We start from the raw sequence: 24,524 nt of genomic DNA on the forward strand, positions 1-24,524 counted from the left end.
TTGTTGATGCCGAGGGGAAGAATCACATGACCACAGCCCGGACCGAAGCCCTGCATCCCGACGCGGCCGATCTGCATGCCGTCCCGGCCGAGGATGCGCTGGCGCGCCTGCTGGCGGGCCAGCGGGCGGCGCTGGCCTCGGTCGAGGCGGCGGTTCCGGCGCTGGCCCGCGTGGGACGGGCGGCCGTGGGGGTGCTGGGGCGGCGGGCGGCTCGGCTATGCGGGGGCGGGCAGTTCGGGGCTGATGGCCTTGGCCGACTGCCTGGAGCTGCCGGGCACCTTCGGGATCGACCCGGCGCGGGTGCCGATGATGTTCGCGGGCGGGGCTGATGCGCTGCTGCGGATGGAGGGCGGGGTCGAGGATGACCCGGACCGCGCCCTGGCCGATCTGGACCGCGCGGGGCTGGGGCAGGGGGACATGGTGCTGGTCCTGTCGGCATCGGGGATGACGCCCTATGCGCTGGCCGTGGCGCAGGGGGCGCGGGCGCGCGGGGTAGTGGTGGCGGGCATCGCCAATGTACCGGGCGCGGCGCTGCTGGAAATGGCGGACCTGCCGGTCCTGTTGGACAGCGGGCCGGAGCTGGTGGCCGGATCGACCCGGATGGGGGCCGCGACCGCGCAGAAGGCGGCGCTGAACATGATCTCGGTCCTGGTGGGGATCGGGCTGGGCCATGTCCATCGCGGGCGGATGGTCAACCTGATCGCCGACAATGCCAAGCTGGTGGCACGCGCCACAGGCATCGTGGCCGAGATCGCGGGCGTGGGCCCCGATGCCGCGGCCCATGCGCTGGACCGGACTGGCGGGGCGGTCAAGCCCGCGATCCTGGTCGCGCGCGGCATGACGCCCGACCAGGCCCGCGCCCGGCTGGACCGGGATGGCGGCCTGCTGGGTCCCGCGATCGACGGATGAACACGGGCCCCGACCGGCCCGCAACAAGGGGAGAGAGGATGATGACGAGAACGCTGAGGATGGCGCTGCTGGCCGGGACCGCGATGTCGGGGATGGCGATGTCCGGGATGGCGGCGGCGCAGGACGTGACGCTGACCATCGAAAGCTGGCGCAACGACGACCTGATGATCTGGCAGCAGCAGATCATCCCCGCCTTCGAGGCGGCCCATCCGGGCATCCGCGTGACCTTCGCCCCCACTGCGCCCGCGGAATACAACGCCGTGCTGAATTCCAAGCTGGATGCGGGATCGGCGGGCAACCTGATCACCTGCCGGCCCTTCGACGCCTCGCTGGAGCTGTTCAACAAGGGCCAGCTGGCGGACCTGACCGACCTGCCGGCGATGGAGAACTTTTCCGACGTGGCGCGGTCGGCCTGGCAGACCGATGACGGGGCCGCGACCTTCTGCGTGCCGATGGCCTCGGTGATCCACGGATTCATCTACAACCGCACCGCCTTCGAGGAGCTGGGGCTGGAGCCGCCGCGCACGACTGACGAATTCTACGCCCTGCTGGAGGCGATCAAAGAGGACGGCACCTATATCCCCATGGCGATGGGCACCGCCGACCAGTGGGAGGCCGCCACGATGGGCTATCAGAACATCGGCCCGACCTATTGGGGCGGCGAGGAGGGGCGGCGCGCCCTGATCGCGGGCGAGCAGTCGCTGACCGACGAGGGCTGGGTCGAACCGCTGCGCCAGCTGGCGCGCTGGCGCGACTATCTGGGCGAGGGTTTCGAGGCGCAGACCTATCCCGACAGCCAGAACCTGTTCACCCTGGGCCGGGCCGCGATCTATCCCGCCGGCAGCTGGGAGATCGGCGTCTTCGGGCCCCAGATCGAGGGCGCGTTCGAGATGGGCGCCTTTCCCCCGCCGGTCGCGGCCGAGGGCGACACCTGCTTCATCAGCGACCATACCGACATTGCCCTGGGCCTGAACGCGGCATCGCCCCATGCGGATGCGGCGCGGACCTTCCTGGACTGGGTCGGATCGCCGGAATTCGCCACGCTCTATGCCAATGCGCTGCCGGGGTTCTTTTCACTGAATTCGGCGCCGGTCGAGATGGAGGACCCGCTGGCCCAGGAATTCGTGAGCTGGCGCGAGACCTGCGAGCCCACGATCCGGTCCACCTATCAGATCCTGTCGCGCGGCACGCCGAACCTGGAGAACGAGACCTGGACGGCCAGCGCCAATGTCATCACCGGGGCCGAAACCCCGGAGGACGCCGCCGCCCGCCTGCAGCAGGGGCTGGACAGCTGGTATCAGCCCCAGGAGTGACGGCCGCGCCCTGACGGGCCCGGCGGAGGCCGGGGGCGCCGCCCCCGGACCCCCCCCTTGGACCCCCCGGCGGCGCCGCACGGATGGGCAGGGCGGCCCTGCAACCCGGAAAGGATCGAGAGATGGCAGAGCGCAAGCCCTTCCGCTGGCATGTCCTGGTGTTTTTGGCACCCGCCGTGCTGGTCTATACCGCGATCATGATCGTGCCGCTGATCGGCACGCTGAACCTGTCGCTCTATGGCCGGGCGGGGGGCGAGCGGGTCTGGGTGGGGCTGCAGAATTTCGCCACGCTGTTCGGCGATCCGCGCTGGTCGGGGGCATTCTGGAACGCGCTTGGCAACAATGCCTGGTTCTTTCTGGTCCATATGCTGTTGCAGAACCCGGTGGGGATCCTGCTGGCGGCGCTGCTGTCTTCGCCGCGGCTGCGGATGGCGGCCTTCTATCGCACGGCGATCTTCATCCCCACGATCCTCAGCTTCGTGATCGTGGGCTTCGTCTGGAAGCTGATCCTGTCGCCCATCTGGGGTATCGCGCCGTCGATGCTGGACGCGGTCGGGCTGCGGAGCCTGTTTGCGCCTTGGCTGGGGCGCGAGGAATACGCGCTGACCACGCTGGCGCTGATCTCGGTCTGGCAGTTCGTGGGCATCCCGATGATGCTGATCTATGCGGCGCTGCTGTCGATCCCCGACGAGGTCATCGAGGCGGCCGAGATCGACGGCATCACCGGCTGGTCGCAGTTCTGGACGATCAAGCTGCCCCTGATCCTGCCCGCGATTGGGATCATTAGCATCCTGACCTTCGTGGGCAATTTCAATGCCTTCGACCTGATCTATGTCAGCCAGGGGGCGCTGGCGGGGCCCAATTTCGCGACCGACATCCTGGGGACGTTCCTCTATCGCACCTTCTTCGGGTTCCAGCTGCAGCTGGGCGATCCGCATATGGGGGCGACCATCGCCACGGCCATGTTCGGCATCATCCTGCTGGGGGTCTGCATCTATCTGTTCGCCATCCAGACGCGGCTGCGCCGCTATCAGTTCTGAGAGGCCCGGATGAGCGCCGCCCGCCATTCCACCGCGCGCAGCATCGCCGCCCATGCGATCCTGGCCACCTATACGCTGATCGCGCTGTTCCCGGTCTTTGTCATCGTCGTCAACAGCATGAAGTCGCGCCGGGCGATCTTTTCGGACCCGCTGGCCCTGCCCACGCGCGAGACGTTCGACCTGGTCGGATACCGTACCGTCCTGGCGCAGGGGGATTTCCTGCTCTACTTCCAGAACTCGATGATCGTGACGGTGGTCAGCCTGGTCTTCGTGCTGCTGTTTGGGGCTATGGCGGCCTTTGCGCTGTCGGAATACCGGTTCCGCGGCAACCTGCTGATGGGGCTTTACCTGGCCTTGGGGATCATGATCCCGATCCGGCTCGGGACGGTGGCGATCCTGCAGATGATGGTGGCATCGGGGCTGGTCAACACGCTGACCGCGCTGATCCTGGTCTATACCGCGCAGGGCCTGCCGCTTGCGGTGTTCATCCTGTCGGAATTCATGCGCGGCGTGTCGGACGACCTGAAGAATGCCGGGCGGATCGACGGGCTGTCAGAATACACGATCTTCTTTCGGTTGGTCCTGCCGCTGGTGCGGCCCGCCATGGCCACGGTCGCGGTCTTTACCATGATCCCGATCTGGAACGACCTGTGGTTCCCGCTGATCCTGGCCCCGTCCGAGGCGACCAAGACCATCACCTTGGGCAGCCAGGTCTTCATCGGCCAGTTCGTCACCAACTGGAACGCCGTCCTGGCCGCGCTGGCCATGGCGATCGTGCCGGTGCTGGTCCTCTATCTCATCTTCTCGCGGCAGCTGATCCGCGGGATCACCGCAGGGGCCGTCAAATGATCCGCGTTCTTGTCGCAGGCCTGGGCAACATGGGCGTCAGCCATGCCCTGGCCTATCACGCCGATCCCGCATTCCGGATCGTGGGGCTGGTCAATCGCAGCCGACCGGACCTGCCCGAGGCGCTGCGGGGCTATCCGCTGTCGCAGGAGTTTGCCGAGGCGCTGGACCGGCTGCGCCCGGACCTGGTGTCGATCGCCACCTATTCCGACAGCCATGCCGAATTCGCGGTGGCGGCGATGCGGGCCGGCGCCCATGTCTTCGTCGAAAAGCCCCTGGCCACCACGCTGGAGGATGCCCGCCGCGTCGTCGCCTGCGCTCGGCAGACGGGGCGCAAGCTGGTCGTGGGCTATATCCTGCGCCACCATCCCAGCTGGCAGCGCCTGATCGCCGAGGCGCGCGCCATGGGCGGGCCCTATGTGTTCCGCCTGAACCTGAACCAGCAGTCCAGCGGCCCCACCTGGGCGGTCCACAAGGCGCTGATGCAGACCACGCCGCCCATCGTCGATTGCGGCGTCCATTACGTCGACGTCATGTGCCAGATCACCGATGCCGCCCCGGTCGAGGTGCGCGGCATGGGCCTGCGCCTGTCCCAGGAGATCGCCCCCGACATGTATAATTACGGCCATTTCCAGGTGCTGTTCGATGACGGATCGCTTGGCTGGTACGAGGCGGGATGGGGGCCAATGATGTCGGACACGGCCTTCTTCGTGAAGGATGTCGTCACCCCCCAAGGCGCGGTGTCGATCCGCATGGCCGAGGATGCGCGCTCGGACGATATCGACACGCATACGCGGACATCGACCCTGCGCCTGCACCGGGTCGGCGCGGGCGCGCGCGACATCAGCATGGCGGGCGAGCCGGGGCACCAGCAGCTCTGCGATGCGCAGGCGGGTTTCGTGTCGCGCGCCATCGCGGACGATCTGGACCTGGACCGGCACATGACGGATGCGCTGCGGTCGCTGGCGGTGTGTCTGGCCGCCGATGACAGCGTGCGTCGCGGCATCCCGATCCGATTGCAGGGGGAGGCATAGCCATGGGTGCGCTGACGCTCAGCGGGGTCACCAAGTCCTTCGGGCGGACCGATGTCATCAAGGGCGTCGATCTGGAGGTCGCGGATGGCGAATTCTGCGTCTTCGTCGGCCCGTCGGGCTGCGGGAAATCGACCCTGCTGCGGATGATCGCGGGGCTGGAGGATGTGACCGCGGGCGATGTCGCCATCGACGGGCGGCGGGTCAACGACCTGGCGCCCGCGCGGCGGCGGATCGCGATGGTGTTCCAGTCCTACGCGCTCTATCCGCATCTGACGGTGCGCGACAACATGGGCCTGGCCCTGCGCCAGGCGGGCGAGCCGCGCGACCGCATCCGCCAGGCGGTGGACAAGGCGGCGGGGATGCTGGCGCTCGGGCCGCTGCTGGACCGGCGCCCGGCCGAGCTGTCGGGCGGCCAGCGCCAGCGGGTGGCCATCGGGCGCGCCATCGTGCGCACCCCGCGGCTGTTCCTGTTCGACGAACCGCTGTCGAACCTGGACGCGGCCCTGCGCGTCGCCACCCGGATCGAGATCGCGCGCCTGCATCGCGACCTGGGCGCGACGATGATCTATGTCACCCATGACCAGGTCGAGGCGATGACCCTGGCCGACAAGATCGTCGTGCTGCGCGGCGGGCGGGTGGAACAGGTGGGTGCGCCCATGGATCTCTACAACGATCCCGACAACACCTTCGTGGCCGGGTTCATCGGCAGCCCGCAGATGAATTTCCTGGCCGCCGGTCCCTTGGGGCTGCGCAGCGCGCAGGTGGGCATCCGGCCCGAACATCTGACGATATCCGCGGATGCGGGCCCCATCACGGGCCGCATCAGCCATGTCGAGAAGCTGGGCGGTGAAACGCTGGTCTATGTCGCGACCCCCGATCACGGCTTGCTGACGGTGCGGCGGTTCGGCGAACACGACCATCAGGTGGACGCCCCGGTGCGGCTGACCCCCGATGCCGACCGGGCCTTCCATTTCGACGCGGATGGCCGCCGGCTGCGCGGGTGACCGGCCTCAGGCGCGGTGGGCCAAGCCGCGCGCGGCCAGGTTGCGCATCAGGGCCGACGCGCCGAAGGTCCATTCCGGGCAGCGATCCGACCGATCGACCCGGTTCACCAACCGGCCGAGCCGCGGCGAGGCGATCTGGACCAGATCGCCCAGCTCATGCGTGAAGCCCTGGCCCGGGCCGCGGCGGTCCTTGACCGGGGCGAACATCGTGCCCAGAAACAGCACCGCCCCGTCGGGATATTGATGCGACGGGTTCAGCAGCTGCGCGGCCAGATCGGCGGGGGTGCGGCTGATCGCCTCCATCCGGCTCTCGCCCTCCATCACGAAGCCGTCCAGGCCCTCGACCCGCAGCGTGACGGTCGCGGTTTCCAGATCGGCCATGGTGAAGTCCTGATCCAGCAGCCGGATGAACGGCCCCAAGGCGCAGGAGGCGTTGTTGTCCTTGGCCTTGCCCAGCAGCAGCGCGGACCGCCCCTCGACATCGCGCAGGTTCACGTCATTGCCCAATGTCGCGCCGATGATCGCCCCGTCGGCGCGGATGACCAGGACGATTTCGGGTTCGGGATTGTTCCAGTCGGACATGGGGTGGATGCCCACCAGATCGCCGCAGCCGACCGATGACAAGGGCTGAGCCTTGGTGAAGATCTCGGCATCCGGGCCGATGCCCACCTCCAGATATTGCGACCAGAGGCCCATCTGCTGCAGCAGAGCCTTGACCTGGGCCGCCTTGTCGGACCCCGCGCGCAACGCGCGCAGGCTGGGGCCGATCACCGGTTCCAGCCGCGCGCGGATCGCCGCGGCGCGGGCGTGATCGCCGCGGGCCTGTTCCTCGATCACGCGCTCGATCATGCTGCCGGCGAAGGTGACGCCCGCGGCCTTGACCGCCGCCAGGTCCACCGGCGCCAGCAGCCGCCCCAGGCTGCCGTCCAGAAACCCGTCCAGCGGCCCCAGATCGGCCAGGTCGGTCCGGGCCGTGACCTGCGCCAGGTCGGGCCGTTCCAGCAGCGCGGACATGGTCGCGGCGACGGGGGCCAGGTCGAAGACCCGCCCGTCCCGGATCACCACGGGGCAGGGGCCGCCTTGGGCCTCGGACCAGACCCGGCCCAGCAGGCGGGCGCGCCCGGCGTCGTCGGGCAGGATCTGCGCTGCGGTCAGGACCGGCCTTGGCGTCATGGAAACCCTCCTGCCAATTTTGTCAGACAACCTGACGTGACAGTAGGGGCAGGGCCAAGGCCCTGTCCAGCCGCAATCCGCTGGCCCCGGGGCGCAAAGGGCGGTTAACCTGCGCGGGCATCAAGGAAGGAGGGCGCGATGGTTCAGGGCAGGACGGTGCTGATCACGGGGGCAAGCCGGGGGATCGGGGCTGCGGCGGCGCGCGCCTTCGCGCAGGCGGGCGCGGTGGTCGGGCTGATGGCGCGCGACGGCGATGCCGTGGCGGCGCTGGCGCGGGAACTGGACGGCGTGGCCCTGCAGGGCGACGTGTCTGATGCGGCCGCGATGCAGGATGCGGTGGCGCGCATGACCGACCGGACCGGGCGGCTGGACGTGCTGGTCAACAATGCCGGGCTGATCGGCCCGATGGCCCGGATCGAGGATGCCGATCCCGCCGATTGGGCGCGCACCATCGACGTGAACGTGATGGGCGTCTTTCACGGCATGCGCGCGGCCCTGCCGGTGATGCGCCGGGCCGGGGGCGGCACGATCCTGACCGTGGGATCGGGCGCTGCCCACAAGCCGCAGGAGGGGTGGAGCGCCTATTGCGCCAGCAAGGCCGGCGCGCTGATGCTGACCGCCGCCCTGGATCACGAGGCCCGCGCCGACGGCATCCGCGCCATCAGCCTGTCGCCCGGCACCGTCGCCACGGACATGCAGGCCGCGATCCGCGACAGCGGCATCAACCCGGTCAGCCGCCTGGACTGGTCGGCGCATATCCCGCCCGAATGGCCCGCCCGGGCGCTGGTCTGGATGTGTTCGGCCGAGGCGGACGATTACCTGGGGGCCGAGGTCTCGCTGCGCGACGAGGCGCTGCGGCGGCGCATCGGGCTGATCTGAGGCGGTTCGATTCCGCCCCCGGCGGCGTTGGGGCCGACACCCTTTGGAAAGGATCCGCAATGGCGCGCTTCGTCATCGTCATGGGGGCCGCCCCCCAGCTGAAGCTGTCCCGAACGGGCCGCGAATTCGACGCGGCCCTGCAGCCCATGGCCTTCGACAGCCATCAGGCGGCCTGGGACTATGTGCTGCGCCACAGCGAGGAGCCGCCCCTGAAGGGCCACCGCGCCGAGATCATCGAGGACCTGTCGCTGCGGGATCAGTGATTGTGGCGGGGCGGGGTGGCGGCGATGCCGCGGAAATCCTCGGTCCCGCGGATGGTGGCGCCGTCATCCATCTGGGTCACCGTCTGGCGATACATCCGCTGCCACGGCGTGGCCGAGGGCGGCACGGGGGGCGGGCCATCGGCCCTGCGGCGCGCGATCTCGGCATCATCCACCAGCATGTCGCAGCGCCCCTGGTTCAGGTCGATGCGGATGCGGTCGCCTGTGCGCAGCCAGGCCAGCCCGCCCCCCGCCGCGCTTTCGGGCGCCGCGTTCAGGATCGAGGGGCTGTCCGCCGTCCCCGACTGGCGCCCGTCGCCGATGGTCGGCAGGCTGCGGATGCCGCGCCTCAGCAGGCGGTCGGGGGGCTGCATGTTCACCACCTCGGCCGATCCGGGCCAGCCCAGGGGGCCCGCGCCGCGGATCACCAGGATCGAATCCTCGTCGATCGCCAGCGCGGGGTCGTTGATCCGGTCGTGATAATCGCCAGATCCGTCAAAAACGAAGGCCGTGCCCTCGAACACCCCCTCATGGCCGGGGCGCGACAGGTATCGGGCGCGGAAATCGTCCGAGATCACGCTGGTCTTCATGATCGCGAAATCAAAGAGGTTGCCCTTCAGGACCAGGAACCCCGCGCGGTCCATCAGGGGCGCGTCATAGGGGCGGATGACCTCGCGGTCGGTGGCCTCGCGCCCCTCCAGGTTCCGGGCCATGACCGCGCCCGTGACCGTCAGGCATTGGCCGTCCAACTGCCCCGCCTGAAACAATTCCCACATGATGGCGGGGACGCCGCCGGCGCGGTGGAAGCGTTCCCCCAGATAGGCGCCCGCCGGCTGGACATTGGCCAGCAGCGGGATGTCATGGCCATGGACCTGCCAGTCCGACGGTTCCAGCGCGACGCCCGCATGTTTCGCCATCGCCATCAGATGCGGCTGCGCGTTGGTGGACCCGCCGATGGCCGAATTGACCCGGATCGCGTTCAGGAAGGCCGCCCGCGTCAGGATCCGGGACGGGCGCAGGTCCTCATGCACGATCCGGACCGCGCGCAGCCCGGTGCGATAGGCGATCTGGCCGCGTTCGCGATAGGCGGCGGGGATCGCCGCGCAGCCGGTCAGGGACATGCCCAAGGCCTCGGCGATGGCGTTCATGGTCGATGCCGTGCCCATCGTGTTGCAATGCCCGATGGACGGCGCGCTGTCCAAGGCGGTCTGCAGGAAGTCCTCGCGCGTGATCTCGCCCGCCGCATATCGGCGCCGCGACTGCCAGATGACGGTGCCGGACCCGACCAGGCGCCCCTCGTGCCAGCCGTCCAGCATCGGCCCGCCCGACAGCACGATGGCGGGAATGTCCACCGTCGCCGCCGCCATGATCGCCGATGGCGTGGTCTTGTCGCAGCCCGTCGTCAGCACCACCCCGTCGAAGGGATAGCCGTAGAGCAGCTCGACCAGCCCCATATAGGCCAGGTTGCGGTCCAGCGCGGCGGTGGGGCGCTTGCAGTTCTCGAACAGCGGATGGCTGGGGAATTCGATGGCGATGCCGCCCGCGTCGCGGATGCCGTCGCGCACGCGTTTGGCCAGGTCCAGATGGTGGCGGTTGCAGGGGTTCAGGTCGCTGCCCGATTGCGCGATGCCGATGATCGGGCGGCCGGATCGCAGCTCCTCCGGGGTGGTGCCGTAATTCATGAACCGCTCCAGATAGAGCGCGGTCATGTCGGCATGGTCGGGATTGTCGAACCAGTCCTGCGATCGTAGGCGGCGGGGGCGGTCGGTCATGACGGATCCTTCGGATGGCGGTCGGTCATAGGATTGTCTGATCAATCTTGAACATCAACCCCAAGGGACCGATGATGCCGCGATGAGCGATTTCACCCCGATCCAACGGCACGGTCATCTGCCCGCGCGCATCGCCGCCGAGCTGGGCGCGCGGATCGAACGCGGCCTGCTGAAGCCCGGCGACCGCCTGCCGACCGAGCTGGCGCTGACCCGCAGCTTCGCGGTCAGCCGCACCGTCGTGCGCGAGGCCATCGCCCAGCTGCGCAACGAGGGCCTGATCGAGACGCGGCAGGGCGCGGGGGCCTTCGTCATCCAGCGCGCCGCCCGCCATATCCGGCTGGACGATGCGCAGGCGATGGCGCCCCATGCCTTCCAGGACCTGTTCCAGCTGCGCCTGCCCTTGGAGATCGAGGCCGCGGGTCTGGCCGCCCTGCATCGCGGCCCCGACCATCTGGACCGGATGGACGACGCCTTGGCCCGCATGGCGGGCGGCGATGACGGCGCGGCGGTGATGCAGGCCGATCTGGATTTCCACCGCATCATCGCCGAGGCGACGGGCAACGCCTATTTTGTCCAGTTCCTGGGCGCGATCTCGGACCGGATCCTGTCCACGATCATCGAATCGCGCGACCGTCAGAGCCCGGAGCGCATCGCCCCGCTGATCGACCGCGAACACCGCGCCCTGCGCGACGCCATCGGCCAGGGCGAACCCGCCGAGGCCCGCGCGGCGATGCGCCGCCACATGTTGCAATCGGCGGCCCGGGTCGGGCTGCGGCTGCAGGTCCTGGGCTGATCCTTCAGGCCCGCCGATCCTTGGGCGACCCCATCACGATATGCGAGGTGATCGCGTTGACATGCGACCGGGTGCCCGGCACCTCGGTATGGAAGCGTTTGTAATCGGCCAGCCCCGCGCATTCGACGCGCAGCAGGTATTCGAAGGCCCCCGCGATGTTGTGGCATTCGGCGACCTCCGGGGCGATGGCCATGGCGCGCTCGAACCCCTCCTGCGCGGCCTTGGTGTGATGGGACAGGCCGACCATGACATAGACCGCAAAGCCCCGCCCCGTGCGGTCCGGGTCCGTCCTGACGCCATAGCCGCGGATCAGGCCCGTGCGCTCCATCTCGGCCACGCGGCGCAGGCAGGCGGAGGGCGACAGGCTCACCCGCTCGGCCAGCTGGACATTGCTGATCCGGGCATTCGCGGCCAGTTCGCGCAATATCTTCTGGTCTATGGGGTCGATTGCCGTCATTCGTTGCGTCCTTTCGCCTGTCCCGTCAATCTTTGACGAAACATTGTGCCGCGCAAGCCGTAGAGTCGCCCCGACCCCGTATCGGAGCCGATCATGACCCCCACCCTTCTTCTGGCCCTGCTGGGCTTTGCCTTCATCACCACCGTCACGCCGGGGCCGAACAACGTGATGCTGATGGCGTCCGGCGCGAATTTCGGGTTCCGCCGCACGGTGCCGCATATGCTGGGGATCGCCTTGGGGGTGTCGCTGATGGCGCTGCTGGTCGGGCTGGGGCTGATGGCGCTGTTCGAGGCGGCCCCGGTCCTGGGGCAGGTGCTGCGGGTGGTGTCGGTCCTCTATCTGCTGTGGCTGGCGTGGCGGATCGCCACCGCCGCGCCGATCCGCGACCGGCCCGCGCAGGCGCGCCCGATGACCGGCCTGCAGGCGGCCGCCTTTCAATGGGTGAACCCCAAGGCCTGGGCCATGTGCCTGTCGGCGGTCACGATCTATGCGCCGGACCGCTCGCTGGCCTCGGTGCTGATCGTCGCGGGGGCCTTCGCGCTGGTGTCGCTGCCCGCGATCTCGGTCTGGGCCTGGCTGGGCACGGTGATCCGGGCCTGGCTGTCCAGCCCGGCGCGGCTGCGGGTCTTCAACCTGACCATGGCGGGGCTGCTGGTCCTGTCGCTCTATCCGATGCTGGCGTGATCGTCAGACGGGCAGGGGGTGGATCTCGGCGCGCGGGCGGCCGCCATCCTGCCACAGGAAGGCCAGCGTGACGGGCAGGCGAAAGCGGCGCGGACCCGCGGCCCCCGGGTTCAGCCACAGGATGCCGCCCGCCTCCTCGATCCCCGGCTTGTGGGAATGGCCCGAGATGACGACATTCCACCCCTCGGCCCGGGGATCGGCCCGCAGCGTCTTGCGGTCATGGATCATGTGGATGCGCAGCGCGCCGAAGGTCACGCTGGCCGTCGGCGGCAGGGCATCGGCCCAAGGCCCGCGGTCGATATTGCCACGGATCGCGGTCAGGGGGGCGATGCGCGCCAAGCGGTCCAGATGCGCGGGATCGCCAATATCGCCCGCATGCAGGATGCGGTCCACCCCCGCCAGCGCGGCCAACGCCTGCGTGCGCAGCAGGCCATGCGTGTCCGATATGACGCCGATCCGCATGGGGCCGCCCGATCAGCCGGGCAGGGTGACGACGATCGCGCCGCGCCGGGTCGCAACGATGGTGTGCTCATACTGCACGACCGGCGCTGGCGGGTCGCTGTAGAGCGTCCATTCATCATCCTCGCCCCCGCGCGCCCACCGCCCGCCGCGCGACAGGAAGGGCTCGACCGTCAGGACCAGCCCGTCATGGATGCGGCGGCGGTCGCCCTTGGTGGGCCAGGTGGCGATCTCCTCCGGGGCCTCGTGCAGGGCGCGGCCGACACCGTGGCTGGCCAGGTTGCGGATCAGCGTATAGCCCCGCTGCGCCGCGAAGGCGCCGACGGCCTGGCCGATCCCAGCCAAGGGCCGCTGATGGCCCACCTGGGCGATGCCGATCTGCAGCGCGCGCCGCCCGTCGCGGCACAGGCGCGCGACCGCGGGCGGGGCGGCACCCAGGCAGAAGCTGGCCCCGGTATCCGCGAAATACCCGTCCAGCGAGGCCGAGACATCGATATTCACCAGATCCCCCGCCGCCAGCCGGCGATCGCCGGGGATGCCATGGCCGATCTCCTCGTTGACGCTGATGCAGGTCGCGCCGGGAAAGTCATAGGTCGCCTCCGGTGCGGGGATGGCACCCGCGCGGTCCAGCAGGTCGCGGCCGATGCCGTCCAGCTCGCGCGTGGTCATGCCGGGCTCCATCGCGGCGGCCATGGCCTGCAGGGTGTTGGCCACGATCCTGCCCGTGCGCCGCAGCGCGTCCAGCTCTTCCTGTTGCGTGATGGTCATCGGTCCCCGTCCTGTCCTGTCCGGGGCACCCGAGCACCCCCTGCGGCGTCAGTCCTGCCAGAACAGCAGCAGCACCCGGCAATGCCCCGCCACCGCCGCCCCGATGGATATCGCGCCGTCCCGCGGCCCCGATCCCCATTGCGACAGGCCCGCGCCCTCGGCCTGTCGCGCGGGGTCCAGGGTGAAGGCGATGCCCTGACCCGCGCCGCGCGGCTTCGGGCTGGCCCGCCACAGCCGCGTGCCGACCGGCAGGCCCATGGCACGCTGCGCGAAATCCCCCGCCGCGCACCAGTAATCCGTGTCGGTCCGCCCGCCATGGAAGGCAACGGCGATCTCGGTCGGGCCGGTCTGCGCGGCCTCCATCCCGTTGCGCGTGGTGAAGGCCGATGCGGGCACAGGCAGGGCCAGCAGCAGCAGGGCGATCATCCGCATGGCGACGGTCCTTTCGTGATGCGCGGCCCGTCTCGCTTGGCCAATGCGCGGTGCCGGGTCCGGGTTCCGCGCGGGCCGCGCCGACCCCCGGCCGATCAGGCGGGTAATGGATTACATTTTTTGTTGACGCATGCGCGATCACCATGAGATGCCTAAACAGCAATCGTTTACATTGGCAGGGGAGAGGCCAAGCCGATTGCTCCGGGCGGCGCGACCGCGACCGGACAACACGGGAGGATGAACAATGCAGACGACCTCGATGCGCCGCCTTCTGGCGGGCGCAGCCCTGACGATGATGCCTGCCGCCACGATGGCGGCCGATCTTGAGGTGACGCACTGGTGGACCTCGGGCGGGGAGGCCGCCGCCGTGCAGGAACTGGCCCGCATCTTCGAGGAACAGACCGACCACAACTGGGTGGACGGCGCCATCGCGGGGTCGGGATCGACCGCGCGGCCGATCATGGTGTCGCGCATCATCGGCGGCGATCCGATGGGCGCCACCCAGTTCAACCACGGCCTGCAGGCGCAGGAGCTGGTCGAGGCGGGCCTGATGCAGGACCTGACCGAGGTGGCCGAGGCGAATGGCTGGGCCGATTTCATCAACCCGCCCTCGCTGCTGGAGGCCTGCACGCTGGACGGGCGCATCTATTGCGCGCCGATCAACATCCATTCGCCGCAATGGATGTGGACCTCGCATGCCGCCTTCGAGGCCGCGGGCGTCGAACCCGCCACCACCTGGGAGGAGCTGAAGGCCGCCGCGCCCGCGCTGCGCAATGCGGGCATCCTGCCCTTGGCGCAGGGGATGCAGGGCTGGCAGACCTCGCTGCTGCTCAATGCCATGATCTCGGGGATCGGGGGGGCGGATTTCTACCTCTCGGCCTATCAGGCCCGCGACGAGGAGACGCTGCGCAGCGACACGATGCGCCAGATCTGGGAGGAGCTGGCTATCGCGCGCGAGCTATCGCAGGGCGGCAACCTGTCGGACTGGAACATGGCCACGAACCGGCTGATCGAGGGCACCGCCGCGGCCCAGGTCATGGGTGACTGGGCGCAGGGTGAATTCGCGCTGGCGGGCCAGAGCGCGGGCAGCGATTACGGCTGCAATATCGGCCTGGGCGGCGAGCCCTATATCGCCACGGGGGGCGACGCGATCTATTTCCCCGTCAACCGCGACGAGGGCGTGTCCGAGGCGCAGCGCGCCCTGGCCGAGGTGATCACCGGCCCCGAGGCGCAGGTCGCCTTCAACGCCGCCAAGGGGTCGCTGCCGATCCGCGGCGACATCGACCTGACCGAGGTGAACGCCTGCACCCAGCTGGGGCTGGAGACGCTGGCGGCGGGCAACACCATCCCTTCGATCGACATGATGCTGTCATCGGACACGCGCGGCCAGATCGAGGACCTGACGGCCGAATTCTTCGGCTCCGACCTCGGCGCCGAGGATGCGCATGAGCGTCACGTGCGCATCGTGATGTCCGAGATGTAAGGCCGCCGCCCGGCCCCCATGCGCGATGCGTGGGCGCCGGGCACCCGCCCTTTGACCGGAGGCATTGCCATGGCCCGTTCCGGCCCGCCCCTCCGCCTGTTCCAGAACTGGCAGGCGAAACTTGCCGCCATGCCCATGATCCTGACCGCGCTGGTCATCTTCATCGGCTGCTCGCTCTGGACGGTGGTCTATTCCTTCACCAGCTCGCGCCTGCTGCCGCGGCTGGATTTCGTGGGCCTCGCGCAATACGAGCGGCTGTGGTCCACGCCCCGCTGGCAGGTCTCGATCGAGAACCTGGCGGTCTATGGCGTCCTGTCGCTGATCCTGACCCTGGCCATCGGCTTTCTGCTGGCCGTGCTGCTGGACCAGAAGATCCGCTTCGAGGACGGTTTCCGCACGATCATCCTGTTTCCCTATGCGCTCAGCTTCATCGTAACGGGCGTGGTCTGGCAATGGATCCTGAACCCCGATTTCGGGCTGCAGCATATCGGGCGCAGCATGGGGTTTTCGACCTTCACCTTCGATCCGCTGAACGATCCGAACCTGGTGATCCTGGCGCTGCTGGCGGCGGGCATCTGGCAGGGGGCGGGGCTGACCACCGTGATCCTGCTGGCGGGGCTGCGCGGCATCGACGAGGACGTGTGGAAGGCCGCGCGCGTCGACGGCATCCCGGCCTGGAAGACCTACATCTTCATCATCCTGCCGATGATGAAGCCGGTCTTTGCGACCTGCATCGTGCTGATTTCGGCCGGGATCATCAAGCTCTACGATCTGGTCGTGGCGCTGACGCGGGGCGGGCCGGGGATCGCGTCCGAGGTGCCGGCGAAATACGTCTATGACTACATGTTCGGCAACCAGAACCTGGGCCAGGGCTTTGCGGCCTCGACCATGATGCTGGCCGCGGTGCTGGCGATCATCATCCCCTTCGCGCTGTTCCGGATGGGGAGGAAACGCCATGTCTGACGCAGCCTTCCCCACCCCGCGCGGGCGCCTGCTGGACGGCCCCGCGGGCATCGCCCCCACGCGGCGCATGAACCCCAAGCGGATCATGGTCTATGGCGGGCTGATCGTCTTCTCGATCTATTACCTGCTGCCGCTCTGGGTCATGGTCATGACCTCGCTGAAGGGCATGCCCGAGATCCGCATGGGCAACATCTTCGCTCCGCCGATGGAGATCACCTTCGAGCCTTGGGTCAAGGCCTGGTCCCAGGCCTGCACCGGCCTGAACTGCGACGGGCTGTCGCGCGGCTTCTGGAATTCGGTCGCGATCACCGTGCCCGCCACGATCCTGTCCATCGCGGTGGCGGCGGTGAACGGCTATGCGCTGGTCAACTGGCGCTTCAAGGGGTCCGAGGTGTTCTTCACCATCCTGATCTTCGGCGCCTTCATCCCCTATCAGGTGATGATCTATCCCATCGTCATCATCCTGCGGGAACTGGGGCTGATGGGGTCGGTCTGGGGGCTGGTGCTGGTCCATGTCGTCTTCGGCATGCCGATCATCACGCTGCTGTTCCGCAACTATTTCAGCTCGCTGCCGCCGGAACTGTTCAAGGCGGCCCGCGTCGATGGCGCAGGCTTCTGGGGCATCTTCCTGCGCGTGCTGGTGCCGATGTCGCTGCCGATCTTCACCGTGGCGGTCATCCTGCAGGTGACGGGCATCTGGAATGATTTTCTGTTCGGGGTGATCTATACCCGGCCCGACAGCTATCCGATGACCGTGCAGCTGAACAACATCGTCAATTCGGTCCAAGGTGTGCGCGAATACAACGTCAACATGGCCGCGACCCTGCTGACGGGGCTGGTGCCGCTGACGATCTATTTCCTCTCTGGCAAACTCTTCGTCCGCGGCATCGCCGCAGGCGCCGTGAAAGGCTGACCCATGCGTGACGAACTGAACGGCATCTCGGTCTCGATCCGCGATCTGTCCCTCGGCTATGGGGCGGTCAGGGTCCTGAGCGATCTGAACCTCGACGTGCGGCAGGGCGAATTCCTGGTCCTGCTGGGCGCATCGGGCTGCGGCAAGTCCACGCTTCTGAACTGCATCGCGGGGCTGCAACCCGCGACCGAGGGGCAGGTCTTCATCGGCGGCTGGAACGTCACCTGGGCCGAACCGTCCGAGCGCGGCATCGGCATGGTGTTCCAGTCCTACGCGCTCTATCCGCAGATGACGGTCGAGGGGAACCTGTCCTTCGGCCTGAAGAACGCCCGCGTGCCCCGGGACGAGATCCGCCGCCGCGTCGCCCGCGCCGCAGAGACGCTGCAGCTGGAGCCGCTGCTGAAACGCAAGCCCGCCGCGCTGTCGGGCGGCCAGCGCCAGCGCGTGGCCATCGGTCGGGCCTTGGTGCGCGATGTGGACGTGTTCCTCTTCGACGAGCCGCTGTCGAACCTGGACGCGAAACTGCGCGCCGAATTGCGGGTCGAACTGAAGCGCCTGCACCAGAACCTCGGCAACACGATGATCTATGTCACCCATGACCAGATCGAGGCGATGACCCTGGCCGACCGCATCGCCATCATGCGCGGCGGCGCGATCCAGCAGCTGGCGACGCCGGACGACATCTATCGCCGGCCCGCGAACCTCTATGTGGCGGGCTTCATCGGCTCGCCGCCCATGAACCTGCTGCCGGGGCGGCTGGAGGCGGGGCGGTTCACAGGCCCGCTGACCGCCGATGTCGCGGGCTATGACTTTGCCGCCCCGCCGCGCGACGGCAAGGTGGTGCTGGGCATCCGCCCCGAACATGTCCGCACGGGCCCCGCGGCCGAGGCGCTGCCCATCCGCGCCCAGGTCGATGTCGAGGTGGTCGAGCCGATGGGCGCCGACACCCTGGTCTGGGCCCGGCTCGGCCAGACGCCCTTCCGCGTGCGCATGGACGGCGAGGACCGCGTGCGCGTGGGCGACCGTCTGGCCATCGGCTGCGACCCCGTCAGCCTGTCGCTTTTCGACGCCGCCACCGAGGCGCGTCTGTAGCCTTTCCCACGGAGAAGATGATGAAACTGTCCCTGCAACTCTATTCGGCCCGGTTCGCCACCCCCTATGCCGAGGTGATCCGCCGCCTCGGGGCGATCGGCTATGACGCGGCCGAGGGCTATGGCGGCGCCTTCGACGAGCTGCCCGCCATCGCCGAGGCGCTGTCCCAAGCCGGGATGACCATGCCCTCGCTGCATGTGGCGCTGGACCTGGTGGAACAGGATCCCGACCGCGTGGCGCGGATCGCGGCCGAGGTCGGCGCGACGATGATCTTCGCCCCCCATGTCGCCCCCGACCAGCGCCCCGCGGATGCCGACGGCTGGCGCGCCTTCGCCGCCCGTCTGGCCGCCGCGCATGGGGCGATGGCCGAACGCGGCCTCGGCTTCGGCTGGCACAACCATGATTTCGAATTCCACGCCCTGCCCGGCGGCCAGACGCCCATGGGCATCATCCTGGACGAGGCGCCCATGATCGATTGGGAGGCCGACATCGCCTGGATCATCCGCGGCGGGGCCGATCCGCTGGCTTGGATCGAGACATACGGCCCGCGCATCACCGCCGCCCACTTCAAGGACATCGCGCCGGAAGGTGAGAAGGCGGATGAGGATGGCTGGGCCGATCCCGGCACCGGCACGATGGACTGGGCCGCGATCATCGACGCCCTGCGGACCCATGCGCGGGTCGAAGTGCTGGTCGCCGAACATGACAAGCCATCCGATTTCGACCGTTTCGCGACCCAGGCCCATGCCGCCTGGCAGACCCTGAAAGGCTGATCCCATGACCCAATCCGCCAGTGACCTGAGACTGGGCCTGATCGGGGCCGGCAATATCTCGTCCTCCTATCTGGGGCGGGCGCCGCATTACAACGGCATCCGCTTCGTCGCGGTGGCCGATCGCGACCCCGCCGCGGCCGAGGCGCGGGCCGCCGAATTCGGCATCGAGGCCCGCAGCGTCGATGCGCTGCTGGACAGCGACGACATCGACCTGATCGTGAACCTGACCGTCCCCGCCGCGCATTTCGACATCTCGCGCCGCATCCTGCAGTCGGGCAAGCATGTCTATTCCGAAAAGCCCTATGTCCTGACCCTGGAGGAGGGGCGTGCCTTGGCCGCCATCGCCGCCGAGGCGGGGCTGCGTGTGGGTTCGGCCCCTGACACCTTCTTCGGGACCAGCCACCAGCTGGCGCGGCATATCCTGGACAGCGGCGCGATCGGCCGCGTCACCTCGGGGACCTGCGCGGTCATGTCCAGCGGCATGGAAAGCTGGCATCCGAACCCGGATTTCTTCTTTCTGAAGGGCGGCGGGCCGGTGCTGGATCTTGGGCCCTACTACATCTCGAACCTGGTGCAGCTGCTGGGGCCGGTGGCACGCGTGGCAGCCCTCGCCGCGACGCCCAGCACGACGCGCACCATCGGATCGGCCGCCCGCAAGGGCCAGCAGGTGCCGGTCGAGACCCCCACCACCATCCACGCCCTGCTGGAGTTCCACAACGGCGCGATCATCAGCTTTCAGTCCAGCTGGGACGTCCATCAGCACGACCTGCAGCCCATGGCGCTCTATGGGACCGAGGGCACGCTGCATGTCCCCGACCCGAACTTCTTCGACGGCGCGGTCCGCGTCACCCGCCGGGCCGAGCCTGCGGCGCTGCCGGATTGGGACCACCCGCTCGGGCCCGCGAACCGGATGACGAATGACGGCCGCCACGTCGCCGATTACCGTGCGGCGGGCCTGGCCGACATGGCGCTGGCCATCGCCCAAGACCGCCCGCATCGCTGCAATGACGAAGTGGCGCTGCATGTGGTCGAGGTGATGACCGCCATCCTGCAATCGGGCGAGGAGGGGCGTTTCGTCCCCATGACCACCACCTGCGCCCGCCCCGAGGCATTGGACCCCGCCGCCGCCGGGCTGCTGCTGGCCGGCCGGACCGTCCCGGCCTGAGAGAGGGGTCCGTCATGGCAACCGACCACCAGCGGGGCATCAAGGGCCCCGCGATCTTTCTGGCGCAGTTCGCGGGCGACGCGGCCCCCTTCGACACGCTGCCGAATATCACCCGTTGGGCGGCGGATCTGGGCTATCTGGGCATCCAGCTGCCGGTCGATGCGCGCTTCATCGACATCGACCGCGCCGCCGAATCCAAGGATTACTGCGACGAGATCGCCGGCATCTGCCATGAGGCCGGCGTCCAAATCACCGAGCTGTCGACCCATCTGCAGGGCCAGCTAGTCGCGGTGCATCCCGCCTATGCCGCGCAGTTCGACGGCTTTGCCCCCGAGGCGCTGCGGGGCCAGCCGCGCGCCCAATCCGAATGGGCGGCGGATCAGGTCGTCAAGGCCGCCCGCGCCTCGCGCCATCTGGGCCTCGACGTGCAGGTGGGGTTTTCGGGCGCGCTGGCCTGGCCCTATCTCTATCCCTGGCCGCAGCGGCCCGCGGGGCTGATCGACGAGGCCTTTGCCGAGCTGGCGCGCCGCTGGCGGCCGATCCTCGACGCACATGAGACGCAGGGCGTCGATTACGCCTTCGAGCTGCATCCGGGCGAGGACCTGATGGACGGCGTCAGCTTCGAGCGGTTCCTCGACGCGGCGGGCGGCCATGCCCGCGCGGCGATCAACTACGACCCGTCGCATTTCGTGCTGCAGCAGATGGATTACCTGGGCTTCATCGACCATTACGCCAACCGCATCCGGGCCTTTCATGTCAAGGATGCGGAATTCCTGCCCTCGGCCCGGCAGGGGGTCTATTCGGGCTTTTCCGACTGGACCGGGCGGGCGGGACGGTTCCGCAGCCTGGGCGACGGGCAGGTGGATTTCGCGGGCGTCTTCTCGCGGCTGACGCTGGCGGGGTATCGGGGCTGGGCGGTGCTGGAATGGGAATGCTGCGTGAAATCCGCGGCCCAAGGCGCGGCCGAGGGCGCCCCCTTCATCGCCGCCCATCTGATCGACCCGACCGAAACCGCCTTCGACGATTTCGCCGGCGGCACGGCGCGCGACCCCGGCGCGCTGAGGTCCATGCTGGGCCTGGGCTGATCGCCCCGCCCCGGACGGAAAGATGCCAGATCGGGGCGGGGGGCGCCCATCTTCCGCACGATTAGTGCCAGCGTATATGTGAATAGTCCATTCGCGGCGGCCGGCTTTTCCCTATGATCCGGGGAAGGGGGGACAGGCCATGCGCGAAAGAATGACGGCCGTGATCACCAAGGGAGGAATGACAATGACGGACCACAGAACGGCCCTCGGGGCGCTGCTGGGCGGGGTGCTGCTGGCCATGCCGGTCGCCGCGCAGGACATAACGCTGACGCTGCACCATTTCCTGGGCGCGCAGGCCCCGGCCCACAGCCAGATGCTGGAGCCTTGGGCCGAACGCATCGCCGAGGCCTCGGACGGGCGGGTGCGGATCGAGATCTATCCCTCGATGACCTTGGGCGGGCGCCCGCCCGAGCTGGTGAACCAGGTCCGCGACGGCGTCGTGGACATGATCTGGACGCTGAACGGCTATACGCCGGGCCTCTTTCCGCGGTCCGAGGTCTTCGAGCTGCCCAATGTCTTCGGCAACGACCCGGCGGCGGCGAACCTGGCCATGCGCGCGATGATGGACGAGCTGGCGCCGGATTTCGCGGGCACCGAGGTGCTGTTCCTGCACAGCCATGCCGGCAATGCCATCCAGACCGGCAGCATCGAGGCCCGCAGCCCCGCCGACCTGGCCGGCCGGGACCTGCGCACGCCGTCGCGGACCGGGGCCTGGGCGATCGAGGCCCTGGGCGGCAACGCCATCGCGATGCCGGTCCCCGAACTGCCCCAGGCCCTGCAGCGCGGCACCGTGGCCGGCGCCCTGATCCCGTGGGAGATCATCGCGCCGCTGCAGCTGCAGGAACAGACCGATTTCCAGATCGAGGGGCATGACCGCTACCGTTTCGGGACCTCGGTGTTCCAGGTCTCGATGAACCAGGCGCGGTGGGACTCCCTGCCCGAGGACATCCGCCAGATCTTCCGCGACCATTCCGACGAGGCATGGCTGGCCGAGGTCGGCGCGATCTGGCGCGCCGCCGACGACCGCGGCATCGGGCTGGCGGTCGATGCGGGCAACACCCATGTCACCCTGACCGAGGACGAGACCGCGGCCTTCCGCGACGCGCTGGAACCGGTTGTGCAGCGCTGGATCGACGACGTGACGCCGCAGGGCGTCGACGGCGCGGGGCTGGTCGCGCGGGCACGCGACGCCATCGCGGCACAGGCCGGGTCGGAATGACCGCCAACCACCGTGCCAACCACCGCGCGACCCCCGGCCGGCGACTGGCCGGGGGGCTGCGCCGCGTCATCACCGCATGGGCCTTGGTCGGGGGGTGCCTGCTTCTGGGCATCGTCGCGGTCAATGTGCTGGCCGTCGCCTCGGGCGTGGCGGGCCAGCGCATCACCGGCGATTTCGAGATCACCGAGATGCTGGTCGCGGTCGCGGTCTTCTGCTTTCTGCCCTATTGCCAGATGACGGATGCGAATGTGACCGCCGACATCTTCACCGCCCGCGCCTCGCCGCGCATGATCGCGGTGCTGCGGCTGGCGGCATCGGTCGTGGCCCTGGCCTTCGCCGCGCTGCTGCTGTGGCGGATGGGCCTGGGGATGGGCGATCAGCGCCGCTTCGGCTATCGCACGACGATCCTGCAGATCCCCATCTGGTGGGCCTTCGTGCCGATCCTGGTGTCCCTGACCCTGCTGGTCGCGGCCTCGGCGCTGACCCTGATCGAGAGCGGCCGCCGCATGGCCCGCCCCGAGGAGGCCCGCGATGCCCGCTGATCCCATCCTTCTGGGCAGCCTGGGGCTGGTGGCGTTGCTGGTGCTGATCGCGCTGCGCATGCCCATCGGCTATGCGATGATCCTGGTCGGGGCGGGGGGCCTGTCGCTGGTGGCAGGTCCTATGCTGGTGCTGAACCAGCTGAAGACCCTGGCCTATGGCCAGTTCGCGACCTACGATCTGTCGGTCATCCCGATGTTCATCCTGATGGGGGCGCTGGCCACCAAGGCCGGGTTCTCGCAGGCGCTGTTCCGGGGCACGAATGCCTGGTTCGGCTGGATGCGCGGCGGCACGGCCATGGCCGGGATCGCCGCCTGCGCGGGCTTCGGCGCGGTGTCGGGGTCGTCCTTGGCCACCGCATCGACCATGGGCAAGGTCGCCCTGCCCGAGCTGCGCCGATACCGCTATTCCGGGGCCTTGGCGACGGGATCGCTGGCGGCGGGGGGCGTCCTGGGCATCCTGATCCCGCCCTCGGTGGTGCTGATCATCTATGCCATCCTGGTCGAGGCCAACATCGTCACCATGTTCATGGCCGCGATGATCCCCGGCCTGCTGGCGGTGGTCTTCTTTCTGCTGACCATCGCGATCTATGTCGCGATCTTTCCCGAATCCGGTCCCGCCGGGGGCGCGGCCGACCGGGCCGAGTTCCGGGCCGCCTCGATCGGGGTGCTGCCGGTCCTGGCGATCTTCGCGCTGGTGCTGGGGGGGATCTATGGCGGCCTTTACAACCCCACGCCCGCGGCGGCGATCGGGGTGTTCCTGGTCTGGGTCTTCGGGCTGGTCCAGGGGCGCATCACCTGGACGGGCATCCGCGAATCCCTGGTCGAGACGGCATCGACCACCGGCATGATCTTTCTGATCCTGCTGGGCGCCGAGCTGATGAAGATCTTCATGTCCCGCGTGCGCCTGCCGCAATTCACCGCCGAATGGATCGGCACCGTCGGGCTGGAGCCCTTCACCATCCTGCTGCTGCTGTTGCTGGCCTTGGTGCTGCTGGGCTGTCTGATGGACAGCCTGTCGATGATCCTGCTGGTCATCCCGTTCTTCTGGCCGGTGCTGGTCACGCTGAACGGCGGGCCGATGCAGGGCGCCGAGGGGTCGGGCTTCGGCATGTCCACCGACGATCTGAAGATCTGGTTCGGGATCCTGGCCTTGGTCGTGGTCGAGCTGGGCCTGATCACGCCGCCGGTGGGGATGAACGTCTTCGTCATCTCGGCCTTGGCCACGGACACCCCGATGAGCGAGACCTTCAAGGGCGTCGTGCCCTTCTTTCTGGCCGAGCTGTTCCGCGTCGCCCTGCTGCTGGCCTTTCCCGCGCTGATCCTGTGGCTGCCACGGGTGCTTTCGGGCTGACGCCCCCGCGGGCTTTTCGCAAACTGCACGATCCTTGGGGCATTGCCCTGCAAAGCGGCGTCCCTGCGGCCCCGCGCCGGCTGAGCCAAGCCGGCGCGGGGTGTCGCCACCCCTG

The 24,524-nt window shown here is 68.8% G+C and carries 27 protein-coding genes; 21 read left to right on the forward strand and 6 right to left on the reverse strand.

Going from position 1 to position 24,524, the window contains the following annotated elements:
- The first annotated feature begins 26 nt into the window (after positions 1 to 26).
- The 7 genes from JHW48_RS15890 (at position 27) to JHW48_RS15920 (ending at position 6,146) form a co-directional block, all read left to right on the forward strand.
- A complete protein-coding gene (locus JHW48_RS15890) occupies positions 27 to 329 on the forward strand; it encodes a hypothetical protein (RefSeq protein ID WP_272835884.1) in 303 nt (100 codons plus the stop codon).
- A complete protein-coding gene (locus JHW48_RS15895; protein WP_272835885.1) occupies positions 244 to 909 on the forward strand; it encodes an N-acetylmuramic acid 6-phosphate etherase in 666 nt (221 codons plus the stop codon). The genes JHW48_RS15890 and JHW48_RS15895 overlap by 86 nt, the downstream gene beginning before the upstream one ends.
- Before the next feature lie 41 nt (positions 910 to 950).
- Positions 951 to 2,222, forward strand: coding sequence for an ABC transporter substrate-binding protein (locus JHW48_RS15900; RefSeq protein ID WP_119887930.1), 1,272 nt, complete (start codon positions 951 to 953; stop codon positions 2,220 to 2,222).
- A 122-nt stretch (positions 2,223 to 2,344) separates the two neighbouring features.
- On the forward strand, positions 2,345 to 3,262 hold the full coding sequence (locus tag JHW48_RS15905) for a carbohydrate ABC transporter permease (protein ID WP_119885649.1): 918 nt from the start codon (positions 2,345 to 2,347) through the stop codon (positions 3,260 to 3,262).
- 9 nt (positions 3,263 to 3,271) lie between these two features.
- Positions 3,272 to 4,111, forward strand: a complete 840-nt coding sequence (locus JHW48_RS15910) for a carbohydrate ABC transporter permease (RefSeq protein ID WP_119885648.1) — start codon at positions 3,272 to 3,274, stop codon at positions 4,109 to 4,111.
- Entirely contained in the window at positions 4,108 to 5,142 is a 1,035-nt protein-coding gene (locus JHW48_RS15915; RefSeq protein ID WP_205961872.1) for a Gfo/Idh/MocA family protein, read from the forward strand. The genes JHW48_RS15910 and JHW48_RS15915 overlap by 4 nt, the downstream gene beginning before the upstream one ends.
- A 2-nt stretch (positions 5,143 to 5,144) precedes the next feature.
- Positions 5,145 to 6,146: an ABC transporter ATP-binding protein gene (locus JHW48_RS15920; protein WP_119885647.1), complete on the forward strand. Its 1,002-nt coding sequence runs from the start codon at positions 5,145 to 5,147 to the stop codon at positions 6,144 to 6,146.
- 6 nt (positions 6,147 to 6,152) lie between these two features.
- Here JHW48_RS15920 and JHW48_RS15925 read toward each other — a convergent pair whose 3' ends face one another.
- The gene (locus JHW48_RS15925; protein ID WP_119885646.1) at positions 6,153 to 7,319 is read right to left on the reverse strand and encodes a fumarylacetoacetate hydrolase family protein; all 1,167 of its coding nucleotides are present in this window, start codon (positions 7,317 to 7,319) and stop codon (positions 6,153 to 6,155) included.
- A gap of 138 nt (positions 7,320 to 7,457) precedes the next feature.
- Here JHW48_RS15925 and JHW48_RS15930 point away from each other — a divergent pair, with 138 nt between their 5' ends.
- On the forward strand, positions 7,458 to 8,198 hold the full coding sequence (locus tag JHW48_RS15930; RefSeq protein WP_119885645.1) for an SDR family oxidoreductase: 741 nt from the start codon (positions 7,458 to 7,460) through the stop codon (positions 8,196 to 8,198).
- A gap of 59 nt (positions 8,199 to 8,257) precedes the next feature.
- Positions 8,258 to 8,461, forward strand: a complete 204-nt coding sequence (locus tag JHW48_RS15935) for a hypothetical protein (protein WP_119885644.1) — start codon at positions 8,258 to 8,260, stop codon at positions 8,459 to 8,461.
- Here JHW48_RS15935 and JHW48_RS15940 read toward each other — a convergent pair.
- Complete coding sequence (locus tag JHW48_RS15940) at positions 8,455 to 10,230, reverse strand: IlvD/Edd family dehydratase (RefSeq protein WP_119885643.1); 1,776 nt, start codon at positions 10,228 to 10,230, stop codon at positions 8,455 to 8,457. The two genes, JHW48_RS15935 and JHW48_RS15940, sit on opposite strands and share 7 nt — an antisense overlap.
- Positions 10,231 to 10,312: 82 nt before the next feature.
- On the opposite strand from JHW48_RS15940, the gene JHW48_RS15945 reads away from it, so the two are divergent.
- Positions 10,313 to 11,023, forward strand: a complete 711-nt coding sequence (locus JHW48_RS15945; protein WP_119885642.1) for a FadR/GntR family transcriptional regulator — start codon at positions 10,313 to 10,315, stop codon at positions 11,021 to 11,023.
- Between the two features lie 4 nt (positions 11,024 to 11,027).
- Here the strand turns inward: JHW48_RS15945 and JHW48_RS15950 are convergent, their stop codons facing one another.
- Positions 11,028 to 11,480 carry an Lrp/AsnC family transcriptional regulator gene (locus tag JHW48_RS15950; RefSeq protein WP_119885641.1) on the reverse strand — a complete coding sequence of 151 codons (453 nt, stop codon included), beginning with the start codon at positions 11,478 to 11,480 and terminating at the stop codon, positions 11,028 to 11,030.
- A gap of 93 nt (positions 11,481 to 11,573) precedes the next feature.
- Here JHW48_RS15950 and JHW48_RS15955 point away from each other — a divergent pair, with 93 nt between their 5' ends.
- On the forward strand, positions 11,574 to 12,164 hold the full coding sequence (locus tag JHW48_RS15955) for a LysE family translocator (protein ID WP_119885640.1): 591 nt from the start codon (positions 11,574 to 11,576) through the stop codon (positions 12,162 to 12,164).
- A gap of 3 nt (positions 12,165 to 12,167) precedes the next feature.
- On the opposite strand, the gene JHW48_RS15960 is transcribed toward JHW48_RS15955, so the two are convergent.
- From JHW48_RS15960 to JHW48_RS15970, 3 genes are read right to left on the reverse strand one after another with little or no spacing between them, the layout of a single operon-like run.
- A complete protein-coding gene (locus tag JHW48_RS15960) occupies positions 12,168 to 12,626 on the reverse strand; it encodes a metallophosphoesterase family protein (protein ID WP_119885639.1) in 459 nt (152 codons plus the stop codon).
- 12 nt (positions 12,627 to 12,638) lie between these two features.
- Positions 12,639 to 13,391 (reverse strand): type I methionyl aminopeptidase, encoded by a 753-nt coding sequence (gene map / locus JHW48_RS15965; protein ID WP_119885638.1) that lies wholly within the window; start codon positions 13,389 to 13,391, stop codon positions 12,639 to 12,641.
- 48 nt (positions 13,392 to 13,439) lie between these two features.
- Positions 13,440 to 13,823, reverse strand: a complete 384-nt coding sequence (locus JHW48_RS15970) for a hypothetical protein (RefSeq protein ID WP_119885637.1) — start codon at positions 13,821 to 13,823, stop codon at positions 13,440 to 13,442.
- 244 nt (positions 13,824 to 14,067) lie between these two features.
- Here JHW48_RS15970 and JHW48_RS15975 point away from each other — a divergent pair, with 244 nt between their 5' ends.
- The 10 genes from JHW48_RS15975 to JHW48_RS16020 all read left to right on the forward strand — a co-directional run bounded on the left by JHW48_RS15975 (position 14,068) and on the right by JHW48_RS16020 (position 24,409).
- Positions 14,068 to 15,306, forward strand: coding sequence for an ABC transporter substrate-binding protein (locus JHW48_RS15975; RefSeq protein WP_205961871.1), 1,239 nt, complete (start codon positions 14,068 to 14,070; stop codon positions 15,304 to 15,306).
- Between the two features lie 69 nt (positions 15,307 to 15,375).
- On the forward strand, positions 15,376 to 16,269 hold the full coding sequence (locus JHW48_RS15980; protein WP_119885636.1) for a carbohydrate ABC transporter permease: 894 nt from the start codon (positions 15,376 to 15,378) through the stop codon (positions 16,267 to 16,269).
- On the forward strand, positions 16,262 to 17,182 hold the full coding sequence (locus tag JHW48_RS15985; RefSeq protein ID WP_119885635.1) for a carbohydrate ABC transporter permease: 921 nt from the start codon (positions 16,262 to 16,264) through the stop codon (positions 17,180 to 17,182). Before JHW48_RS15980 ends, JHW48_RS15985 begins: the two co-directional genes overlap by 8 nt.
- 3 nt (positions 17,183 to 17,185) lie before the next feature.
- On the forward strand, positions 17,186 to 18,274 hold the full coding sequence (locus tag JHW48_RS15990) for an ABC transporter ATP-binding protein (RefSeq protein WP_119885634.1): 1,089 nt from the start codon (positions 17,186 to 17,188) through the stop codon (positions 18,272 to 18,274).
- Between the two features lie 17 nt (positions 18,275 to 18,291).
- Positions 18,292 to 19,047 (forward strand): sugar phosphate isomerase/epimerase family protein, encoded by a 756-nt coding sequence (locus JHW48_RS15995; protein WP_119885633.1) that lies wholly within the window; start codon positions 18,292 to 18,294, stop codon positions 19,045 to 19,047.
- Positions 19,048 to 19,051: 4 nt separating this feature from the next.
- Positions 19,052 to 20,212 carry a Gfo/Idh/MocA family protein gene (locus tag JHW48_RS16000; RefSeq protein ID WP_119885632.1) on the forward strand — a complete coding sequence of 387 codons (1,161 nt, stop codon included), beginning with the start codon at positions 19,052 to 19,054 and terminating at the stop codon, positions 20,210 to 20,212.
- Between the two features lie 14 nt (positions 20,213 to 20,226).
- Positions 20,227 to 21,297, forward strand: coding sequence for a sugar phosphate isomerase/epimerase family protein (locus JHW48_RS16005; protein WP_119885631.1), 1,071 nt, complete (start codon positions 20,227 to 20,229; stop codon positions 21,295 to 21,297).
- A gap of 184 nt (positions 21,298 to 21,481) precedes the next feature.
- Positions 21,482 to 22,516: a TRAP transporter substrate-binding protein gene (locus JHW48_RS16010; protein WP_205961870.1), complete on the forward strand. Its 1,035-nt coding sequence runs from the start codon at positions 21,482 to 21,484 to the stop codon at positions 22,514 to 22,516.
- Positions 22,513 to 23,058: a TRAP transporter small permease gene (locus JHW48_RS16015; RefSeq protein ID WP_119885630.1), complete on the forward strand. Its 546-nt coding sequence runs from the start codon at positions 22,513 to 22,515 to the stop codon at positions 23,056 to 23,058. The genes JHW48_RS16010 and JHW48_RS16015 overlap by 4 nt, the downstream gene beginning before the upstream one ends.
- Positions 23,048 to 24,409: a TRAP transporter large permease gene (locus tag JHW48_RS16020; RefSeq protein WP_119885629.1), complete on the forward strand. Its 1,362-nt coding sequence runs from the start codon at positions 23,048 to 23,050 to the stop codon at positions 24,407 to 24,409. The genes JHW48_RS16015 and JHW48_RS16020 overlap by 11 nt, the downstream gene beginning before the upstream one ends.
- The last annotated feature ends 115 nt before the right edge of the window (positions 24,410 to 24,524 follow it).

The organism is Paracoccus aestuarii (assembly GCF_028553885.1).
GTDB classification, from domain to species: Bacteria; Pseudomonadota; Alphaproteobacteria; order Rhodobacterales; family Rhodobacteraceae; genus Paracoccus; species Paracoccus aestuarii.

What these genes read in the sequence shown, in the direction of transcription:
- JHW48_RS15930 (WP_119885645.1), top strand. Translation starts at nt 7,458, where the DNA reads ATGGTTCAGGGCAGGACGGTGCTGATCACGGGGGCAAGCCGGGGGATC.
- JHW48_RS15935 (WP_119885644.1), top strand. Translation starts at nt 8,258, where the DNA reads ATGGCGCGCTTCGTCATCGTCATGGGGGCCGCCCCCCAGCTGAAGCTG.
- JHW48_RS16015 (WP_119885630.1), top strand. Translation starts at nt 22,513, where the DNA reads ATGACCGCCAACCACCGTGCCAACCACCGCGCGACCCCCGGCCGGCGA.
- JHW48_RS15890 (WP_272835884.1), top strand. Translation starts at nt 27, where the DNA reads ATGACCACAGCCCGGACCGAAGCCCTGCATCCCGACGCGGCCGATCTG.
- JHW48_RS15915 (WP_205961872.1), top strand. Translation starts at nt 4,108, where the DNA reads ATGATCCGCGTTCTTGTCGCAGGCCTGGGCAACATGGGCGTCAGCCAT.
- JHW48_RS15960 (WP_119885639.1), bottom strand. Translation starts at nt 12,626, where the DNA reads ATGCGGATCGGCGTCATATCGGACACGCATGGCCTGCTGCGCACGCAG.
- JHW48_RS15990 (WP_119885634.1), top strand. Translation starts at nt 17,186, where the DNA reads ATGCGTGACGAACTGAACGGCATCTCGGTCTCGATCCGCGATCTGTCC.
- JHW48_RS16020 (WP_119885629.1), top strand. Translation starts at nt 23,048, where the DNA reads ATGCCCGCTGATCCCATCCTTCTGGGCAGCCTGGGGCTGGTGGCGTTG.
- JHW48_RS15975 (WP_205961871.1), top strand. Translation starts at nt 14,068, where the DNA reads ATGCAGACGACCTCGATGCGCCGCCTTCTGGCGGGCGCAGCCCTGACG.
- JHW48_RS16000 (WP_119885632.1), top strand. Translation starts at nt 19,052, where the DNA reads ATGACCCAATCCGCCAGTGACCTGAGACTGGGCCTGATCGGGGCCGGC.
- JHW48_RS15900 (WP_119887930.1), top strand. Translation starts at nt 951, where the DNA reads ATGACGAGAACGCTGAGGATGGCGCTGCTGGCCGGGACCGCGATGTCG.
- JHW48_RS15955 (WP_119885640.1), top strand. Translation starts at nt 11,574, where the DNA reads ATGACCCCCACCCTTCTTCTGGCCCTGCTGGGCTTTGCCTTCATCACC.
- JHW48_RS15980 (WP_119885636.1), top strand. Translation starts at nt 15,376, where the DNA reads ATGGCCCGTTCCGGCCCGCCCCTCCGCCTGTTCCAGAACTGGCAGGCG.
- JHW48_RS15910 (WP_119885648.1), top strand. Translation starts at nt 3,272, where the DNA reads ATGAGCGCCGCCCGCCATTCCACCGCGCGCAGCATCGCCGCCCATGCG.
- JHW48_RS15985 (WP_119885635.1), top strand. Translation starts at nt 16,262, where the DNA reads ATGTCTGACGCAGCCTTCCCCACCCCGCGCGGGCGCCTGCTGGACGGC.
- JHW48_RS15895 (WP_272835885.1), top strand. Translation starts at nt 244, where the DNA reads ATGGCCTTGGCCGACTGCCTGGAGCTGCCGGGCACCTTCGGGATCGAC.
- JHW48_RS16005 (WP_119885631.1), top strand. Translation starts at nt 20,227, where the DNA reads ATGGCAACCGACCACCAGCGGGGCATCAAGGGCCCCGCGATCTTTCTG.
- JHW48_RS16010 (WP_205961870.1), top strand. Translation starts at nt 21,482, where the DNA reads ATGACGGACCACAGAACGGCCCTCGGGGCGCTGCTGGGCGGGGTGCTG.
- JHW48_RS15905 (WP_119885649.1), top strand. Translation starts at nt 2,345, where the DNA reads ATGGCAGAGCGCAAGCCCTTCCGCTGGCATGTCCTGGTGTTTTTGGCA.
- JHW48_RS15920 (WP_119885647.1), top strand. Translation starts at nt 5,145, where the DNA reads ATGGGTGCGCTGACGCTCAGCGGGGTCACCAAGTCCTTCGGGCGGACC.
- JHW48_RS15970 (WP_119885637.1), bottom strand. Translation starts at nt 13,823, where the DNA reads ATGCGGATGATCGCCCTGCTGCTGCTGGCCCTGCCTGTGCCCGCATCG.
- map (WP_119885638.1), bottom strand. Translation starts at nt 13,391, where the DNA reads ATGACCATCACGCAACAGGAAGAGCTGGACGCGCTGCGGCGCACGGGC.
- JHW48_RS15945 (WP_119885642.1), top strand. Translation starts at nt 10,313, where the DNA reads ATGAGCGATTTCACCCCGATCCAACGGCACGGTCATCTGCCCGCGCGC.
- JHW48_RS15995 (WP_119885633.1), top strand. Translation starts at nt 18,292, where the DNA reads ATGATGAAACTGTCCCTGCAACTCTATTCGGCCCGGTTCGCCACCCCC.
- JHW48_RS15950 (WP_119885641.1), bottom strand. Translation starts at nt 11,480, where the DNA reads ATGACGGCAATCGACCCCATAGACCAGAAGATATTGCGCGAACTGGCC.
- JHW48_RS15940 (WP_119885643.1), bottom strand. Translation starts at nt 10,230, where the DNA reads ATGACCGACCGCCCCCGCCGCCTACGATCGCAGGACTGGTTCGACAAT.
- JHW48_RS15925 (WP_119885646.1), bottom strand. Translation starts at nt 7,319, where the DNA reads ATGACGCCAAGGCCGGTCCTGACCGCAGCGCAGATCCTGCCCGACGAC.